This is a genomic window from Ensifer sp. M14 (assembly GCF_003355565.1).
In the GTDB taxonomy this organism is placed as follows: Bacteria; Pseudomonadota; Alphaproteobacteria; order Rhizobiales; family Rhizobiaceae; genus Ensifer.
In genome coordinates this window covers 1,163,989-1,180,416 of sequence record NZ_QJNR01000004.1, presented here as the reverse complement: position 1 = coordinate 1,180,416, position 16,428 = coordinate 1,163,989, and the positions used below count along the sequence as shown (strand labels likewise).

The window sequence follows — 16,428 nt, the reverse complement described above, 5'->3', positions numbered from 1 at the left end:
AGGCGCTCCCACGCCCCGACCAAGAGGATTGCCGTCTCATGAGAATAAAACGCGTCGTCATGGCCGGCCTTGCCACCCTGCTTGCGCCGACCCTGGCCTTTGCCCATCCGCACATCTTCGCCGAGGCCCGCCTGGAAGTGGCTTCCGACGACAAGGGTGAAGTCAGCGAGCTCCGCAATGTCTGGCGTTTCGACGAGCTGTTTTCCGCCAGTGTCGTCCTCGACTTCGACAAGAACTCGAATGCCACGCTCGACCCGGACGAACTGGCGGAAGTCGGCCAGACGGTGCTGGAGTCGCTGGCGGAGTATAATTACTACACGACGGCGCTCGAAAACGGCAAATCCATCAAGGTCAGCAAGCCCGAGCATATCACCGTCGACTACAAGGACGGCCAGTTGCTGATGATCTTCGCGGTCAAGCCCGCCGAGCCGATGCCGCTCAAGGGCAAGCTCTCCTTCGGCGTCTACGACCCGACCATGTATACGGCCATGGACTTCCCGACCGACGACGACCTGACAGTGGTCGGCGACAAGATCGCCGCCTGCGAGCACAAGGTCGTGCGCCCTGATCCTGACGAAGTCCTCGCCGAAAACAAGGACACGCTGACCGATGCCTTCTGGAGCGACCCGACCGGCACCGACATGTCGAAGCTCTTTGCAACCAGGATAGAGATCACATGCTGAACACCCGCAGGATCGGCGGCCTGATTGCCGCCACGCTCGTGTTGACCATGCTCACGGCCGGACTTGCCGCGGCACAATCGCCGCTCGGCATCGGCACCGCCGAACCGTCCTTTCAGACGACCGGCTTCCTCGGCGGCTTCTTCGCCTGGGTGAACGCGGAACAGCAGGGTTTCTACCGGACGCTGACCGGCGCGCTGAAGGGCATGCGCGATAACCCCTGGCAGCTCTGGTCGCTGATCGGCCTTTCCTTCGCCTATGGCGTCTTCCACGCCGCCGGCCCCGGCCACGGCAAGGCGGTCATCTCCTCCTACATGATCGCCAACGAAACGGAGTTGAAGCGCGGGGTGTTGCTCTCCTTCATGTCCTCGATCCTGCAGGGCGTCGTCGCCATCCTGCTCGTCGGCGCCGTCTATCTGCTTTTGCGCGGATCGTCGATCAGCATGACCGACGCGACGCGCTCGCTGGAAATCGCCAGCTACGCGCTGATCGCCGCCTTTGGTGGCTGGCTCCTGTTTCGCAAGCTGCGCTCGATGATGCGGCCGTCAGCCCTGATGGCAACGGCCGGCGGCGGGCATGTTCACGTCGAACATGACCATGATCATCATGACCATGCCCATCAGCGCCACGACCACGGGCATGACCATCACGGCCACAGCCATGGCGCCGGCGAGATCTGCTCGACCTGCGGCCACGCGCATGCGCCGGATCCCTCAATGCTGAAGGGTGATCGCTTCGCCGTCAGCGAGGCCTGGTCGGCGATCGTCGCCGTCGGACTGCGACCCTGCTCGGGCGCACTGATCGTCTTGTCCTTCGCCCTGCTCAACGGCCTTTATCTTGGCGGCATCCTCTCGGTCTTCGCCATGTCGATCGGCACGGCGATCACCGTGTCGATCCTGGCGACCTTGGCCGTCACGGCAAAGGGCTTTGCCGTGCGCTACGCGTCAAGCGCCGCATCGGCCGCCCGCATCTCGAACGGCATCGAGATATCAGGCGCCCTGCTCGTAATTATCTTGGGATTGGTCCTGCTGGGCGCCGCGCTGCAGAGCTGACGCTCTTCCGGCATGCGCGTCGGATCAGAGGCCGCGCTTGCGCTGATGCCGCGCACGCAGCCAGAAGATCAGGAAGAAGCACAGAACGAAGAATACACCGAAGGCGCCGGCGAGCCACACCGAGATATCGCCGAGCCTCAGCATGATCGACGGCAGTATGAAGAAGCCGACGCCGACGACGGCCAGGATGACGGCCGCGGCGATCGCCGGCGACTTTTCCTTCGTTGCTTGGTTTTCTCTGGTCTTATCGGGCGCGTTCACGCTCACTCCTTTGGCGCGAGGTCCGCGCGAATATCTTCCAGTCGCCGCTTTTGGCGACCGTCCGTATCGAAATTATCAGGCGACAGCCAGTTTTCGAATGCGGCATTGAGCAGCGGCCATTCGCTGTCGATCATCGAGAACCAGGCCGTGTCGCGGTTGCCACCCTTGGATATCATATGCTGGCGGAAAATGCCCTCGAAACTGAAGCCGAGGCGCAGCGCCGTCGTCCGGCTCGCCTGGTTCTCGCTGTTGCACTTCCACTCGTAGCGGCGATAGCCGAGATCCTCGAAGACGTGCTTGGCCATGAGATAATGAACCTCGGTCGACAGCGGCGAGCGGGCCATCGCCGCGCCATGCGCAACGGATCCGACCTCGACGACGCCGTTGGCCGGATCGGCGCGCATGTAGTTCGCCATGCCGACGACCTTGCCGCTCGCCTTGTCGCGGAACACTTCCGTCACCCAGCCGCCCTTTTCCTGGGCTGTGGTCAGCCAGGCGTCGAAATCGTCGATGCCGCCGAAATCGGCCTGCGCGAAATACTTCAGCAGCGGATTGATGCGCATACCGCCGAGCCCGTCCCACAGGTCCTGCCTGTGCATCGCACGGTCATAGGGCTCAAGCCTGACGTATCGACCCTCGATCGCCACCGGCTTCGGCGCCGCACATCCCTTCCAGTTGCTCAGATCACGCATCGGCCACCTCTTCCACTACTCCTATGCCCGGAATAGGCCAGAGAGGCGGCCGACACAAATTCAAACTGGTGATCAATCCATGAGCGGTTTGATCAGGCCGGGACCTTGGCCGATGACACAGTCGCCTCGATATGGTCGACGAGGGCATCGGGAAGGCCGAGGCGACCGGCGAGCAGATCGAGATAGCCCCGCTCGGCGCGGCTCTCGGGTTCGATCGTCAGGCGCGACGCGGTATAGACCTCGACGCGCTCTTCCTCGGTCTTTGCAGCGCCGACGATGGCATCGATATCGACCGGATTGGCCAGCTCGCCCTCAAGGAACGCCGACGCATCGGCCGACAAACCGGACACCGACAGCTTGTCCATGATGTGCCGACGCTCGGCCTCGTCGATATGGCCGTCGGCGCGCGAGGCGGCGATCATGGCGCGCACGAGAACGAGCGCAAAATCGTGGCTGATCTTTTCCGGCTCGGCGGCAAAGCCGGAATCCGTCGGCGGCGGCAAGAGTTCAGGCTGTTTCTGGGCGGCAGGATCGGTGACCGGAGCGTTGCCGGACTGGTAATTCTTGTAGGCCTGATAGCCGAGGCCGGCGATGGCGGCGAGCCCCCCGAGCACGGCCGCATTGCCGGTCAGCTGCCGGCCCGACTTGGTGCCGAGCAGCACGGCCGCAATAGCGCCGGTTGCCAGCGGATTGTCCTTGGCGAGTTGCGTCACCTGGCCGGCGCGGTCGCGCACCGATCCACCGGCTCCCGGCACCTGCGATCCCAGAAACTGGTCCAGCAATTTCTTCGCGTCGAACATGGGGTCTCGCTCCTTGTCGGTTCCAGGCGGATAAAAACATGCGAAACAGGGCGCCGCCTGCACCCGCTCCGTCAAACCGATTGAGACATAGGAACGTTGCGGTGGAAATACAAATGCGCGTTGCAAACGAAAAAGGCCGGACTGATGCCCGGCCTCAAAATCCTCAAGTGATCTGGCAGACGTCAGCCCTTGAGCGCAAAGGCTTCGGCTGCAAGCTTGGTGATGCCGGCCCAGTCGCCCTTGGCCACCAGTTCCTTCGGCGCGACCCAGGAGCCGCCGACGCAAATGACGTTCGGCAGCGACAGGTAGTCGCGGGCGTTCGACAGCGAGATACCGCCGGTCGGGCAGAAGAAGGTGCCGGCAAGCGGCGACGACAGCGACTTGAGATAGGCGGCACCACCGGCCTGTTCCGCCGGGAAGAACTTCATGACCTCGTAACCTTCTTCGCGCAGGCCCATGACTTCGCTGGCGGTCGCAGCACCCGGCAACAGCGGGGCGTCGTGGTCCCTGGCAACGTCGATCAGCTCCTGCGTCGTGCCGGGGCTGACGATGAACTGCGAACCGGCTTCGATCGCCGCTTCGAACTGGGCAGCATTGAGGATGGTGCCGGCACCGGCAACCGCACCCTCGACCTCGTTGGCAACGGCGCTGATCGCTTCAAGGGCTGCCGGCGTACGCAAGGTGATCTCGATCGCTCTCAACCCACCGGCGACAAGTGCGCGCGCCAGCGGCACGGCGGTCGCCACATCGTCGATCACCAGCACCGGCACGACCGGCTGCAGTTTGAGGATGGAAAGAAGCTTGTCGGTTTTCACGCTCATGCAGATCGCCCTTTTAAAACGATTGAATATGCGTCCCGCATACTCCGCCTGCTGCCGCTTGTCGAGACCGAACACCTGGCCCGGTCACCATTCGTCCATAAGCAAAGAAGAAAGTAACTTCGACAACAAAGAGATACTTGAGCCTTTCCCGCAAAACGATAGTTTGATGACCATCGACCCTCTCGAAATGCGGGATACCCATGGCGAAGGAGATAGAGCGCAAGTTCCTGGTGGCCTCCGACGGGTGGCGGGAGCATGCCGACAAGGGCACGCAACTCCGGCAAGCCTATGTCGTCACCATGGAAGACCGCTCCGTACGTGTGCGGATCCACGGCAACAAGTGGGCGCGGTTGACGATCAAGATCGGCAAGTCGGCGCTGGTGCGCAACGAGTACGAGTATGACGTGTCGATGGACGACGCGAAAGAGATGCTGACCCAGGCGGTCGGGGTCGTCATCGAGAAGCGGCGGTTTCGCGTCCCGTACAGGGGTTTCACCTGGGAGGTGGACGTCTATGAAGGCGCCCTGAAGGGACTTGTGGTCGCCGAAGTCGAGATGAAGCGGGAGACGGATCTGCCGGCACTTCCCGAATGGCTCGGCCGCGAGATCACCGGCGACCGGCGCTATTCCAACCAGTCACTTGCCATCAGCGGACTTGTGGAAGAACAGAAATGAGCTACGCCTTCCGGCCGAGCCGGGCCTTTACCGACGACTTCAAGCGGGCGGGCGCCGAACAATTCGAGCAGGCGATCGAACTCCTCCGTCTTCGCCCTGATGGCCTGCACGAGGCGATCCACGAGGCCCGCAAGTGTTTCAAGCGCGTACGCGCGCTCTACCGGCTCATTGCCGCCGACGCGCCGCTGTTTCAAAAGCAGGAGAACGCCCGCATTCGCGACATGGCGCGCAATCTCTCGACCGTCCGGGACGCAGCCGCACTCGTCGAAAATGCCCGCTATCTGCATGAAGGTGCCCGCAGCGACGAAGAGGAAAAGGCTCTCGACCACGTCTGTTCGAGACTGCTTGAGCGGCGCGACCGGATTGCCGCCAGCGAAATCGATATCGAGGACAGGATCGCGGCCACCATCGTCAATTGCGAACAGGCGATGGCAGCGCTCGCCCATGTCTCCTTCGACGATCGTCGCCGCAAGACGGCGGACCGGCTGGCAAAGGGCTGGCGGCGCACGCTGAAGCGCGCTGCTCGCGCCCTTGAGGCCTGCCAGGCGAGTACGGAGGCTGCCTCTTTCCATGAACTGCGCAAGCGCGCACAGGACTATCGCATGCACCTTGCCTTATTGCATGACGCCTGGCCGTCGGCGATGGAGGCGAAACGCCTGGACGCAAAGGCGCTGGTCGAGGTTCTCGGCCATCTTAACGACCTCGACGTCATGACTTCCGTCGTCAACGAGAATCCGGGCCTCGCCGGTAACAGCCAGGATCAGGCATATCTGATCTCCGCCGTCATCGCGCGACAGGAGACCCTGCGCTTGGCTGCGCTGGACCGCGCAAGAAACGTCTTCCTCGACGCGCCCGATGACGAGAGCCGGACCGTCCGACTGCTCTGGCTAGAGGCCAGCCGCTAGCCCCGAGCCGCGACAGATGGCCCTGCGCGGGAGGTCCGGATTGCACTTGCCGCGCGAAAGCTGTATTTGCACGGCCCATGACCGACATTTCAACGACCCCGCGCCCGGAGACGCATGGCCAGTTCATGGTCGCAGCGCTCTATCATTTCGTCGCCTTCCCGCATTTCGCCGACTTCCGCGAACCGCTGCAGACCGTTTGCGACGACAACGGCGTCAAGGGAACCCTGCTTCTTGCCCATGAGGGCATCAACGGCACGATCGCCGGCACCGACGCCGGCATCACGGCGGTGCTGTCTTACCTGCGTGCCCGGCCAGAATTCGCCGGCCTGGTGCACAAGGAAAGCCGCGCCTCCTCCATGCCGTTCCTGCGCATGAAGGTGCGACTGAAGAAGGAAATCGTCACCATGGGCGTCGACAACATCGACCCCAACAAGATCGTCGGCACCTATGTCGATCCCAAGGACTGGAACGCGCTGATCTCCGATCCCGAGACCATCGTCATCGACACGCGCAACGACTACGAGACGGCAATCGGCATCTTCAAGGGCGCGGTCGACCCGCAGACCAAGACCTTCCGCGAGTTTCCCGACTGGGTGCGCAACCATGCCGGCCTGCACAACAAGCCGAAGATCGCGATGTACTGCACCGGCGGCATCCGCTGCGAGAAAGCCACTGCCTTCATGAAGGAACAGGGCTTCGACGAGGTCTTCCATCTCAAGGGCGGCATCCTGAAGTATCTCGAAGAGGTGCCGCAGGAAGAAAGCCTCTGGGAAGGCGCCTGCTTCGTCTTCGACGACCGCGTATCGGTCACGCACGGGCTTGAAGAGGGCGAACACACGCTCTGCCATGCCTGTCGCCAGCCGCTCACTACGGCCGATCTCGCCTCCCCGCATCACGAAGACGGCGTGTCCTGCATCCATTGCCACGAGGTCCGCACCGACGAGGACCGCGAACGCTACCGGCAGCGGCAGCGCCAGATCACGCTCGCCAAGACGCGCGGCGAAAAACACCTCGGAAGCTAGAGCGCTTCATCTTTAAACGGAGGCATTCTGCCGGAAGGAATTTCGGCCAGGACCAAGGCGGTTGGCGAAGAGCGCAGCTGACGCTGCGGTCGAGACGGCCACCGCCGGCAATGGCCAAAATTCATCCGGCCCTTCGGGTTGGCTGAAAACGGCCGCCCACTGTGTCGGATGGCTTGCTCGATGGATCGGCATCGCTCAGCGCCATCCTTCGTGTGGAGCGGCCGTTTTGAGCCAACAGAATTGCTTCCGTTTAAAGATGAAGCGCTCTAAAGCGGGCTACGGCGAGTTCGCCCCTCATCCGCCTGCCGGCACCTCCTCCCCGCTTCGCGGGGCGAAGGGAGATGCCGCACCGTCCGAACTCCGAAGAGCCACCCGTTCACACCAAGTCCGCCGCTTCCGCAACAGAAGCCGGAGGCAACCCGCGGGCCTGGTCCGCATCCCATCCGCCACCGCACCACCAGACATAACACAGGTGCTGCGATGCAAGGTGCAAGGGTGAGGGTGAGGGGAAAATCCCGGCCTCGCAGTTCTAATCCGGCAGCGCCTCGCATTCCGCAAGCGCCATCGCCGCACGATCCCATTCGGGTCGGCTGCGGGTAAAGATTGCTTCCGTCGGCGTGAATTCCGAGAGATCGTCCAGCGTACCGGCATAGATCGTCAGCCGAGGATCGCCCGGCGCGCCGCTGCCGAAAATCTGGCTGCCGCAGGTGTCGCAGAAATGGCGGACGGTGATGTTGCCGCTTGCAGCAACGGTCTGGTAGCTGCGACAGGACCCGGTAGCAGCCACATCCGAACGATCGAAGATCATGTAGCAGCAATGACCGGTACCGGTGATCCGCTGGCAGTCGCGACAATGGCAAAAGCCGGAATAGGACGGCGCGCGCCTGGTCTGATACCGGATAGCGCCGCAGTGGCATCCACCCTTCATGCCTGCCTCCTCCTGAGATTTAGAGCATGTTGCGCAAAAGTGTGCCGCGGTTTTGCGATAACGACATGCGCAGAAACAAGAGCGTGAAGCGCAGCAAGCAAATCCGAGAGAGCGCGGCGCTTCAGCAAACATAGCGCGCAACGAGCGGCATTCAAAAGAAAACCGCGCGCCGGGTGCGGCGCGCGGTTCGGTAGTCGGTTTCTACGCTCTGGAAATTACCAGCTCGGGATCAGCGCGCCCTTGAAGGTCTCGTTGATGAAGGTACGGACCCTCTCATCGTGGTAGGCTTCGACGAGCGTCTTCACCCAGGGTGCATCCTTGTCGGCAGTGCGCACGGCAATGACGTTGGCATAGGGCGACTTTTCGCCTTCGATGGCGATGGCGTCTTCCTTCGGGTGAAGGTCGGCCTCGAGCGCGTAGTTGGTGTTGATCACGGCCGCATCAACGTCAGCCAGCGAACGCGGCAGCTGGGCTGCGTCCAGTTCGGCGAACGTGATGTTCTTCGGGTTTTCGGTGATGTCGGACGGCGTGACCTTCAGGCCGACTTCCGGCTTGACCTTGATCAGGCCCTTGGAAGCGAGCACGAGCAGCGCGCGGCCGCCATTGGTCGGGTCGTTCGGGATACCGATCGTCGCGCCGTCCTTAAGTTCGTCGAGGCTCTTCACCTTGCTCGAATAAACGCCCATCGGCGTGGTGATGGTGGTACCGACGCTGACGATGTCGAAGCCACGATCGGCGATCTGGTTGTCGAGATAGGGCTGGTGCTGGAACGAGTTGGCGTTGAGGTCGCCGTCGGCGAGCGCCTGGTTGGGAACGACATAATCGGAGAATTCGAGGATCTCGATGTCGAGGCCCTTGGGGGCTGCAACTTCCTTCACCTTCTCCATGATCTGGGCATGTTCGCCCGGCGTGACACCGACCTTGATGGTTTCGGCGAACGCCGCACCGGCGGAAAGTGCTGCGATTGCCGCAGCAATGATGAGCTTCTTCATGGGTATCTCCTTGTTGGTAACTTAAGTGTCCTGGGAAATCAGTTCTTGCGGCTGCGCCTGTCGAAGCGACGCGCCAGCCCGTCGCCGGCGCTCTGTACGAGTTGCACCAGCACGATCAGCACGATGACGACGACCAGCATCACGTCGGGCATGAAGCGCTGGTAGCCATAGCGGATGCCGAGATCGCCGAGCCCGCCGCCACCGACGGCACCGACCATGGCGGAGTAACCGATGAGGCTGACGGCAGTCATGGTCAGCGCCATCGTCAGCGCCGGGCGCGCCTCCGCCAACAGCACCTTGAAGACGATCTGCATCGGTGTCGCACCCATGGCGCGGGCCGCTTCGATCAGCCCCTTGTCGATCTCGCGGATCGCCGCTTCGACGAGACGCGCGACGAAGGGAATGGTGGCGATCGTCAGCGGCACGATCGCCGCCTTGGTGCCGATCGACGTGCCGGTGAGAAGCCGGGTAAAGGGAATGATGGCGACGACGAGGATGATGAACGGCGTCGAGCGTGCGGCATTGACGATCAGCCCGACGATGCGGTTGGTCATCGGCGCCGGGAAGAGCTCGCCCTTGCCGCTGGTTGCGAGGAATATGCCGATCGGCCCGCCGATCAGCGATCCGATCAGGCCGGCGGCCGCCACCATGTAGAGCGTGTCGAGCGTGGCGCCCCAGATCTTCAGCAGGATATCAGGCGACATAGCCGAGCACCTCCGTGACCAGACCGTTTTCGGTGAAGAAGCGTTCGGCGCGGCCCGCGGTTTCCGCGTCCGCGCCATAGGCGACGACCAGCGAGCCGTAAGGCCTGCCGCCGATCTCGTCGATCGTACCGGCGATGATGTTGACCTCGGCACCAACAGACTTGATCAACTGCGAAATCAACGGCCGCTCTGCCGCCGCCCCGAAGAAGGTCAGGCGCACGACCGCACGGTCGCCAACGGCTGCCTGCGGCTTCAGCGCGCGCGAAACCGCGTCAGGCAGCTTCGAACCGGGCAGGCCTGAGAGCATCGCCCTTGTCGTCTCGTGCTTTGGATGAGTGAAGACGTCGAAGGTATGGCCGCGTTCGACGATGCGGCCGTGATCGATGACGGCAACGTCCGAGGTCACAGCCTTCACCACTTCCATCTCGTGGGTGATGAGCAGCACGGTCAGGCCGAGATCGGCATTGATGCGCTTCAGGAGTTCGAGGATCGATTGCGTCGTCTCGGGATCGAGCGCCGACGTCGCTTCGTCCGAAAGCAGCAGCTTCGGCTCGGTCGCCAGCGCCCGGGCGATGCCGATCCGCTGCTTCTGGCCGCCGGAAAGCTCGGACGGGTAGCGAGCATGCTTGTCGGCAAGCCCGACGAGATCGAGCAGCGGCCGCACGCGCTTCTCGATCGCATGCTTGTCCATGCCGGCGATTTCGAGCGGCAGGGCGACATTGCCGAACACGGTCCGCGAGGACAGCAGATTGAAATGCTGGAAGATCATGCCGACCGAACGCCGGAGCTCGCGAAGGCCTGCTTCATCAAGCGCGCCGACATCGACGCCATCGACGAGCACCTTGCCGCCGGTCGGTTTTTCCAGACCGTTGACGAGGCGGATCAGCGTCGACTTGCCGGCCCCGGAGCGGCCGATGATGCCGTTGATCGAGCCGCGGCCGACCGAAAGCGAGACGTTGTCGAGCGCGGTAAAACCGTCGCTCTTGCCGGAGGCCGGGAAATGCTTCGATACGCCGTCGAAAATGACGGCCGCATCGGCCGGCGCCGGGACTGTATAGGCGGAAACGCTCATCGTTCGGATACCCCCGAAAGAGGCGTTATCGTTATGGACGGGTACATAGGTGCTCTCGGATGCTCGAAACTTGGAGATCCCGGGCTCACGGCGCGGGATGGAAGGCGCGTCTTGTCAGGCCGACATTCGACAACGCATTCGCAACAGGGAGCACTTCTCTAGCATTAGCCAACCGGTGAGTTCAACGTTGTTGCCGCAGGAAGGACATGCGACATAATCCACGGCGCTTATGGACAATTGAACCCGGCGTTTACAGGTATGTTTTTCCCGCTTGTTTGGCGTTTGCGGAAAAAACCGCTCTTTCGTGGACAGATCCGCCCGCGGATAGGCTGGCATCGACCCGAAAAACGGGCCGATGCAACCGATCTGTCTTTGACAGTCAAACGCCGATGGCGTGGGCCACCGGTGCCAGATGCGGCCAGACCTCGAGCGAACCGCGATAGATCATGTTGAGCGCCACGTAGAGAATGATGGCAAGACCGACATAGGCGATCCAGTGGTAGCGGTTGAGCAGCCTTGCGATGAAGCTGGCGGCAATGCCCATCAACGCGATCGACAGGATGAGACCGAAGACGAGGATGGTCGGATGCTCGCGCGCGGCGCCAGCGACGGCCAGCACGTTGTCGAGCGACATCGAGACGTCGGCGATGACGATCTGGATGGCGGCCTGTAGGAAGGTCTTTCGCGGCGCCGAATTGACGCCCTCGCCTTCGAAATCCTCCGCGCCGCCGGCGCGGATCTCGCGCCACATCTTCCAGCAAACCCAGAGCAGCAGAAGGCCGCCAGCCAGCAGCAGTCCGATGATGTCGAGAAGCTGCACGGTAACGCTGGCAAGGGCGATGCGCAGCACCGTGGCCGCGAGAATGCCGACCAGGATCGCCTTGCGGCGCTGCTCGCTCGGCAGGCCGGCGGCTGCAAGGCCGATGACGACGGCGTTGTCGCCGGCCAGAACCAGGTCGATGACGATGACCTGCATGAGCGCCAGCAACCCGGCGGAGGTGAAAATCTCCATGAACGATGGTCCCCCAGACGCGCGCGCGCGCCCATTCGCTATCGCTAACGCATAGAACAAGGGGACTCGGCGGATCAAGGGGCCGATACGGACAGCTTAGAAATACGCACCGGAATAATCTCCCCCGCACGATCAGGATGCCATTCAACAGCCGTCGCCGGAATATGGCCACATCCATGTTTACTGACCACAGTTCTCTGATACGAAACGCGCGAGACTGAGTCGAAGGGCAGGAGAGCGGATGCGTATCGTTTTGACCGGAAGTTCGGGGCGCGTCGGCCGGGCGATCTACAATGCGCTCGCGCCTCACCATGACGTGGTCGGCATCGATCGTGCGCCTTTCGCAACGACTGAGATCACCGGCGATTTTGTCGATGGCGTCCTGCTCGAGCGCGCCATGCAAGGTGCCGATGCCGTCATTCACACGGCAGCGCTGCATGCGCCGCACATCGATACGATCCCCGACACCGAATTCGAGCGGGTCAATGTGATGGGTACTCATCTGATCATCGCCGCAGCCCAAGCCACCGGCGTCAGCCGCATCGTCTTCACCAGCACGACAGCGCTATACGGACATGCCGTTAAGGCGAATGCGTGCACGTGGATCACCGAGGAAACGGCGCCTCAACCCCACACGATCTACCACCACACGAAGCTGGCCGCCGAAGCGTTGCTCGAAAACGCTGCCGACCGGGCGCTGCACATCCGGGTCCTGCGCATGTCCAGGTGTTTTCCCGAGCAGGCCGACCGCATGGCCGCCTATCGGCTGCACCGAGGCATCGATGTGCGCGACGTTGCCGACGCGCATGTCGCTGCACTCGACAATGACGGACCCGCCTTCCAGCGCTTCATCGTTTCGGGCGAACCTTCCTTCCTGCCGACGGATTGCAGGCACCTGGCAAGTGATGCCGCCGCGGTTCTGCGCGAGCGGGCGAGCAAATTCTCCCAGGCCTTTGCCGAACGCGGCTGGTCTCTGCCTGCCTCGATCGATCGGATCTACGACCCGAGCGCCGCCATCGGCGCGCTCGGATGGAAGCCGCGCTTCGGCTTCAAGGAGGTGCTTGCCCAGCTCGATCGCGGCAGTCTCGAAGTGCTGCCGGTGCGCAAGGCGACTTCGGGACGTTTCGATTGACAGGATGCCTTGCACGCCTCGATGGGCGCACAAGACCCAGACCGATGACGAAGTCATCCATACGACTGTTCGACATTCGAGTGTCTTGACGACGTCCAAGCCGCCCTCATTCCTGTGCCTGGCACAGGAATCCAGACAACCCAAGTCCTTGGGTTGAAAAGCCTTTTGGCCCTGACGACGTCGGGCCGCTGGATCCCCGCCACAAGGGCGAGGATGAGGAGAACAGCCTGTTTCTCCCGTCAAACAGGCTATCGCAGTGGTTTGTCATCAACCTGAGATCTGCACACCTCAACGGGCGTGCACGCCTCAGTCATCAGATGTGATTGCCGCCCGGAAATTCTTCGGCCAGCGCCTTGTACCAGTGGCCGCTTTTCTTGATCGTGCGCACTTGCGTTTCGTAGTCCACATGCACGATGCCGAAGCGCATCCTGTAGCCTTCGGCCCACTCGAAATTGTCCATCAGGCTCCAGGCGAAGTAGCCGCGCATCGGATAACCCTTGGCGATCAGGTCCGCCGTCACCGACAGGTGCTCGGCGATGTAGTCGAGCCGCGGCTGGTCATCGACCGCACCGTCTTCCACGCCCATGTTGTAGCAGGCGCCGTTCTCGGTGATGTAGCAATCGGGCAGGTCGTAGCGGGCGTTGAGCGTCTCGACGAGCTGGCCGAGCGCCGGCGCATAGACCTCCCAGCCGATATCGGTCTTCACGTCGCTGACCGGCTTGGCGTTGACCGTCGCAGGGTACTCGACGCCCGGTGTCGGATCGTCGCTGACGCGCATCGGCGTGTAGTAGTTGAGGCCCCACCAGTCGAGCGGGCGCGAGATGGTTGCCATGTCGCCGTCTTCGATCTCTGGCATACGATCACCGAGCGTGCTCATGAAACTCTCGGGATATTCGCCCTTGAAGATCGGACCAAAGAAGACGCCGTTGTGGAAATCGAAGGCGCGTTCGGCCGCCGCCTTGTCGGCATCGGTATCACTGCCGGGATAGACCGAATGGGCGTTGATGACGATGCCGGCCGGCAGGTTTGGCCGCTCCGAGCGGATGGCGTCGACACCGAGGCCATGGGCCAGATTGGTGAAATGCAGCGCGTGCAGCGCCGCATCCATGTTGCGCTCGCCCGGCGCATGAATGCCGTAGAGATGGCTGAGCCACACCGAGCACCAGGGCTCGTTGAACGTCGCCACCGCATCGAGCCGGTCGCCGAGGCGGGCGATGACTGTCTTGGCATAACGCTGGAACGCGTAAGCCGTGGTGCGCGCCGTCCAACCGCCGTCGCCCATCAGCGCCAGCGGCAGGTCCCAGTGATAAAGCGTGGCGAAAGCCTTGATGTTGCGGGCCTTGAGGCCGTCGACGAGGCGGTCGTAGAAGTCGAGGCCCTTCTCGTTGATCGGGCCGATGCCTTCGGGAATGATGCGCGGCCAAGCGATCGAAAACCGGTAGGCCTCGACGCCGAGGCTCTCGATCAGGTCGAGATCCTCGGCGAGCCGGTTGTAATGGTCGCAGGCGATGTCGCCATTGTGCCGGCCGAAGACTCGGCCCGGCATGTTGGAGAAGGCATCCCAGATCGATGGCTTGCGCCCGTCCATCTTGGTGGCGCCTTCGATCTGGAAGGAGGCCGTAGCCACCCCGAACACGAAATCGCCCGGGAAACGCCGGGCAAGGGTTTTTGCTTCGATCATCAGCCTGTCTCGTCCTTTGCAGCGGCCCGCATCCGGCGGGCGGCCGCTTTCGTTTATGTATTTTCGTTCTTCTTGCGGGTCGGCCTAAAGCCGTGCTGGTAAAAGTCAACTCGCGAAAAAGGGCGGGGCATCCCCCGCCCTTGCCTCATAGGCAAGCTTTCCGGCTACACCTTTACCCACGCCCCGTTTCGTTTTGACGACTGGACGCAGGCGTCGACGAAGGCCATGCCTTTCATGCCGTCGTCGATGGTCGGATAGGTGACGGCGGGATCGATGGTCTCACCGCGGCGCTTGGCGAAGATCGCCCGCGCCGCTTCCGTGTAGATATTGGCAAAGCCCTCAAGATAGCCCTCGGGATGGCCAGAAGGAATGCGGCTGACGCGGGCAGCGGCCGGGCCGGAGCCGGCGCCAGCGCGGGTGATCAGCCGCTTCGGCTCGCCGAACGGCGTGTACCAGAGATAGTTCGGATCCTTCTGCGTCCATTCGAGCCCGCCCGAACGGCGTGTACCAGAGATAGTTCGGATCCTTCTGCGTCCATTCGAGCCCGCCCTTGGTGCCGTAGACTCGCACCATCAGCCCGTTCTCGTGGCCGGGCGCCACCTGGCTGCACCAGAGCAATCCCTTGGCGCGCTCGCCGTCCTTCTGCTTGAAACGCATCATCACATGGGCGTTGTCGTCGAGCTTTCGGCCCGGCACGAAGCTGTCGAGATCGGCGGCCAGCTCTTCCAGCTCCAGCCCGGAGACGAAGGCACCGAGATTATAGGCATGGGTGCCGATATCGCCGGTCGAGCCGCCGGCGCCCGAGCGGGCCGGATCGGTGCGCCAGGCCGCCTGCTTCTGGCCCGACTGCTCGATATTCTCCGTCAGCCAGTCCTGCGGATATTCCATCTGCACCAGCCTGACAGCGCCGATGTCACCATTGGCGATCATCTCGCGCGCCTGGCGCACCATCGGATAGCCGGTGTAATTGTGGGTGAGCACGAACAGCGCATCGCTGTCGTCGGCCGCCTTCTTCAGCTTCTTCGCATCCGACAGCGTCGAGGTCAGCGGCTTGTCGCAGATCACATGGATGCCGCGCTTCAGAAACTCCTTGGCCGCGGCATAATGCACGTGGTTGGGGGTGACGATCGCCACCGCCTCGATACCGTCCTTCAGCTTGGCCTCGCGGATCGCCATCTGCTTGAAGTCGGAATAGACCCGCGACGGATCGAGCCCGAGTTCGCGGCCGGAGCTTTCGGCCTTGTCCGGTGTCGACGACAGGGCGCCGGCCACCAGCTCGTAGTGATCGTCGAGCCTGGCTGCAATGCGGTGCACCGCACCGATGAAGGCGCCCGAGCCGCCGCCGACCATGCCGAGCCTGATCCGCCGCTCGCGTTTCTCGCTCGTTCCCTCGATTGCCATCGTCCTGTCTCCTCGTCTCGTTTCGTCGTCCGTGTTTCAGTCGTGGCGTAGCTGCTCGCCTGAGGGAACCCGCCCCTCATCCGCCTGCCGGCACCTTCTCCCCGCCTTGGCGGGGAGAAGGGACTGTTCGCACCCGCTCGCATCACCAGCCAAGGCAATAGCGGCGAGTTGCAGTTCACGTTCCCTTCTCCAGCAGCTGGCAGAAGGTTGGTCGCCGCGGCCGTTCCTCTCGCACGACGCAACCGTCTGCCACGTCCCCTCTCCCCGCAAGCGGGGAGAGGGTTAGGGTGAGGGGCCGCGGCCGGGAACCAAGGTCGCGGCTGCAGCTGTGGCTACCGCAGGCTCAGCGCCCGTCGCAAACCTCCCGCCGGCTCCGTGGCTCCGCCTCAGATCCCCAGCAGCCGCCGGTTGGCCGCCTCGTCGGTGCCGCTATCGGCAAAGTCGTCGAAGGCCTTTTCGGTGACGCGGATGATGTGGTGCTTGACGAAGTCGGCACCCTCGCGCGCGCCGTCTTCGGGATGCTTCAGGCAGCACTCCCACTCCACCACCGCCCAGCCGGCAAAATCATTGGCCGCCATCTTGGAAAACACCGCGCCGAA

The 16,428-nt window shown here is 62.9% G+C and carries 16 protein-coding genes and 2 pseudogenes; 6 read left to right on the top strand and 12 right to left on the bottom strand.

Features of this window, described 5'->3' with window-relative positions:
- Positions 1-38 precede the first annotated feature (38 nt).
- The gene (locus BLJAPNOD_RS05660) at positions 39-683 is read left to right on the top strand and encodes a DUF1007 family protein (protein WP_077500472.1); all 645 of its coding nucleotides are present in this window, start codon (positions 39-41) and stop codon (positions 681-683) included.
- Positions 677-1,732, top strand: a complete 1,056-nt coding sequence (locus BLJAPNOD_RS05655) for a nickel/cobalt transporter (protein WP_077500470.1) — start codon at positions 677-679, stop codon at positions 1,730-1,732. The genes BLJAPNOD_RS05660 and BLJAPNOD_RS05655 overlap by 7 nt, the downstream gene beginning before the upstream one ends.
- Positions 1,733-1,756: 24 nt before the next feature.
- Here the strand turns inward: BLJAPNOD_RS05655 and BLJAPNOD_RS05650 are convergent, their stop codons facing one another.
- From BLJAPNOD_RS05650 to BLJAPNOD_RS05635, 4 genes are all read right to left on the bottom strand, one after another.
- Complete coding sequence (locus BLJAPNOD_RS05650; protein WP_115419187.1) at positions 1,757-1,993, bottom strand: hypothetical protein; 237 nt, start codon at positions 1,991-1,993, stop codon at positions 1,757-1,759.
- Between the two features lie 2 nt (positions 1,994-1,995).
- Entirely contained in the window at positions 1,996-2,685 is a 690-nt protein-coding gene (locus tag BLJAPNOD_RS05645) for a GNAT family protein (RefSeq protein WP_115419186.1), read from the bottom strand.
- Positions 2,686-2,777: 92 nt separating this feature from the next.
- A complete protein-coding gene (locus tag BLJAPNOD_RS05640) occupies positions 2,778-3,485 on the bottom strand; it encodes a tellurite resistance TerB family protein (RefSeq protein ID WP_115419185.1) in 708 nt (235 codons plus the stop codon).
- 182 nt (positions 3,486-3,667) lie between these two features.
- Positions 3,668-4,306, bottom strand: coding sequence for a 2-dehydro-3-deoxy-phosphogluconate aldolase (locus BLJAPNOD_RS05635; RefSeq protein WP_077500462.1), 639 nt, complete (start codon positions 4,304-4,306; stop codon positions 3,668-3,670).
- 200 nt (positions 4,307-4,506) lie between these two features.
- Between BLJAPNOD_RS05635 and BLJAPNOD_RS05630 the strand changes: the two genes are divergently transcribed.
- From BLJAPNOD_RS05630 to BLJAPNOD_RS05620, 3 genes are all read left to right on the top strand, one after another.
- Positions 4,507-4,980 carry a CYTH domain-containing protein gene (locus BLJAPNOD_RS05630; RefSeq protein ID WP_077500460.1) on the top strand — a complete coding sequence of 158 codons (474 nt, stop codon included), beginning with the start codon at positions 4,507-4,509 and terminating at the stop codon, positions 4,978-4,980.
- Positions 4,977-5,885, top strand: coding sequence for a CHAD domain-containing protein (locus BLJAPNOD_RS05625; protein ID WP_115419184.1), 909 nt, complete (start codon positions 4,977-4,979; stop codon positions 5,883-5,885). Before BLJAPNOD_RS05630 ends, BLJAPNOD_RS05625 begins: the two co-directional genes overlap by 4 nt.
- A 77-nt stretch (positions 5,886-5,962) precedes the next feature.
- Positions 5,963-6,907, top strand: a complete 945-nt coding sequence (locus tag BLJAPNOD_RS05620) for a rhodanese-related sulfurtransferase (RefSeq protein WP_115419183.1) — start codon at positions 5,963-5,965, stop codon at positions 6,905-6,907.
- 529 nt (positions 6,908-7,436) lie between these two features.
- Here the strand turns inward: BLJAPNOD_RS05620 and BLJAPNOD_RS05610 are convergent.
- The 5 genes from BLJAPNOD_RS05610 to BLJAPNOD_RS05590 all read right to left on the bottom strand — a co-directional run bounded on the left by BLJAPNOD_RS05610 (position 7,437) and on the right by BLJAPNOD_RS05590 (position 11,615).
- A complete protein-coding gene (locus tag BLJAPNOD_RS05610) occupies positions 7,437-7,835 on the bottom strand; it encodes a GFA family protein (protein WP_115419181.1) in 399 nt (132 codons plus the stop codon).
- A 215-nt stretch (positions 7,836-8,050) separates the two neighbouring features.
- Positions 8,051-8,827, bottom strand: coding sequence for a MetQ/NlpA family ABC transporter substrate-binding protein (locus BLJAPNOD_RS05605; protein WP_115419180.1), 777 nt, complete (start codon positions 8,825-8,827; stop codon positions 8,051-8,053).
- A 38-nt stretch (positions 8,828-8,865) separates the two neighbouring features.
- Complete coding sequence (locus BLJAPNOD_RS05600) at positions 8,866-9,531, bottom strand: methionine ABC transporter permease (protein ID WP_115419179.1); 666 nt, start codon at positions 9,529-9,531, stop codon at positions 8,866-8,868.
- Positions 9,521-10,603: a methionine ABC transporter ATP-binding protein gene (locus tag BLJAPNOD_RS05595; protein ID WP_115419178.1), complete on the bottom strand. Its 1,083-nt coding sequence runs from the start codon at positions 10,601-10,603 to the stop codon at positions 9,521-9,523. Before BLJAPNOD_RS05595 ends, BLJAPNOD_RS05600 begins: the two co-directional genes overlap by 11 nt.
- A 379-nt stretch (positions 10,604-10,982) precedes the next feature.
- Positions 10,983-11,615, bottom strand: a complete 633-nt coding sequence (locus tag BLJAPNOD_RS05590) for a TerC family protein (protein WP_077500446.1) — start codon at positions 11,613-11,615, stop codon at positions 10,983-10,985.
- A gap of 241 nt (positions 11,616-11,856) precedes the next feature.
- Between BLJAPNOD_RS05590 and BLJAPNOD_RS05585 the strand changes: the two genes are divergently transcribed.
- Positions 11,857-12,747, top strand: a complete 891-nt coding sequence (locus tag BLJAPNOD_RS05585; RefSeq protein WP_115419177.1) for an NAD(P)-dependent oxidoreductase — start codon at positions 11,857-11,859, stop codon at positions 12,745-12,747.
- A gap of 313 nt (positions 12,748-13,060) precedes the next feature.
- Here BLJAPNOD_RS05585 and BLJAPNOD_RS05580 read toward each other — a convergent pair whose 3' ends face one another.
- The 3 genes and pseudogenes from BLJAPNOD_RS05580 to BLJAPNOD_RS05570 all read right to left on the bottom strand — a co-directional run.
- Entirely contained in the window at positions 13,061-14,428 is a 1,368-nt protein-coding gene (locus tag BLJAPNOD_RS05580; RefSeq protein ID WP_115419176.1) for a GH1 family beta-glucosidase, read from the bottom strand.
- Positions 14,429-14,592: 164 nt separating this feature from the next.
- Positions 14,593-15,829 (bottom strand): annotated as a pseudogene (locus BLJAPNOD_RS05575) (Gfo/Idh/MocA family oxidoreductase).
- Between the two features lie 386 nt (positions 15,830-16,215).
- Positions 16,216-16,428 (bottom strand): annotated as a pseudogene (locus BLJAPNOD_RS05570) (sugar phosphate isomerase/epimerase); the annotation flags it as partial.

Coding starts and splice junctions, on each gene's coding strand:
- BLJAPNOD_RS05660 (WP_077500472.1), top strand. CDS start 39: ATGAGAATAAAACGCGTCGTCATGGCCGGCCTTGCCACCCTGCTTGCG.
- BLJAPNOD_RS05655 (WP_077500470.1), top strand. CDS start 677: ATGCTGAACACCCGCAGGATCGGCGGCCTGATTGCCGCCACGCTCGTG.
- BLJAPNOD_RS05645 (WP_115419186.1), bottom strand. CDS start 2,685: ATGCGTGATCTGAGCAACTGGAAGGGATGTGCGGCGCCGAAGCCGGTG.
- BLJAPNOD_RS05640 (WP_115419185.1), bottom strand. CDS start 3,485: ATGTTCGACGCGAAGAAATTGCTGGACCAGTTTCTGGGATCGCAGGTG.
- BLJAPNOD_RS05635 (WP_077500462.1), bottom strand. CDS start 4,306: ATGAGCGTGAAAACCGACAAGCTTCTTTCCATCCTCAAACTGCAGCCG.
- BLJAPNOD_RS05630 (WP_077500460.1), top strand. CDS start 4,507: ATGGCGAAGGAGATAGAGCGCAAGTTCCTGGTGGCCTCCGACGGGTGG.
- BLJAPNOD_RS05625 (WP_115419184.1), top strand. CDS start 4,977: ATGAGCTACGCCTTCCGGCCGAGCCGGGCCTTTACCGACGACTTCAAG.
- BLJAPNOD_RS05620 (WP_115419183.1), top strand. CDS start 5,963: ATGACCGACATTTCAACGACCCCGCGCCCGGAGACGCATGGCCAGTTC.
- BLJAPNOD_RS05610 (WP_115419181.1), bottom strand. CDS start 7,835: ATGAAGGGTGGATGCCACTGCGGCGCTATCCGGTATCAGACCAGGCGC.
- BLJAPNOD_RS05605 (WP_115419180.1), bottom strand. CDS start 8,827: ATGAAGAAGCTCATCATTGCTGCGGCAATCGCAGCACTTTCCGCCGGT.
- BLJAPNOD_RS05600 (WP_115419179.1), bottom strand. CDS start 9,531: ATGTCGCCTGATATCCTGCTGAAGATCTGGGGCGCCACGCTCGACACG.
- BLJAPNOD_RS05595 (WP_115419178.1), bottom strand. CDS start 10,603: ATGAGCGTTTCCGCCTATACAGTCCCGGCGCCGGCCGATGCGGCCGTC.
- BLJAPNOD_RS05590 (WP_077500446.1), bottom strand. CDS start 11,615: ATGGAGATTTTCACCTCCGCCGGGTTGCTGGCGCTCATGCAGGTCATC.
- BLJAPNOD_RS05585 (WP_115419177.1), top strand. CDS start 11,857: ATGCGTATCGTTTTGACCGGAAGTTCGGGGCGCGTCGGCCGGGCGATC.
- BLJAPNOD_RS05580 (WP_115419176.1), bottom strand. CDS start 14,428: ATGATCGAAGCAAAAACCCTTGCCCGGCGTTTCCCGGGCGATTTCGTG.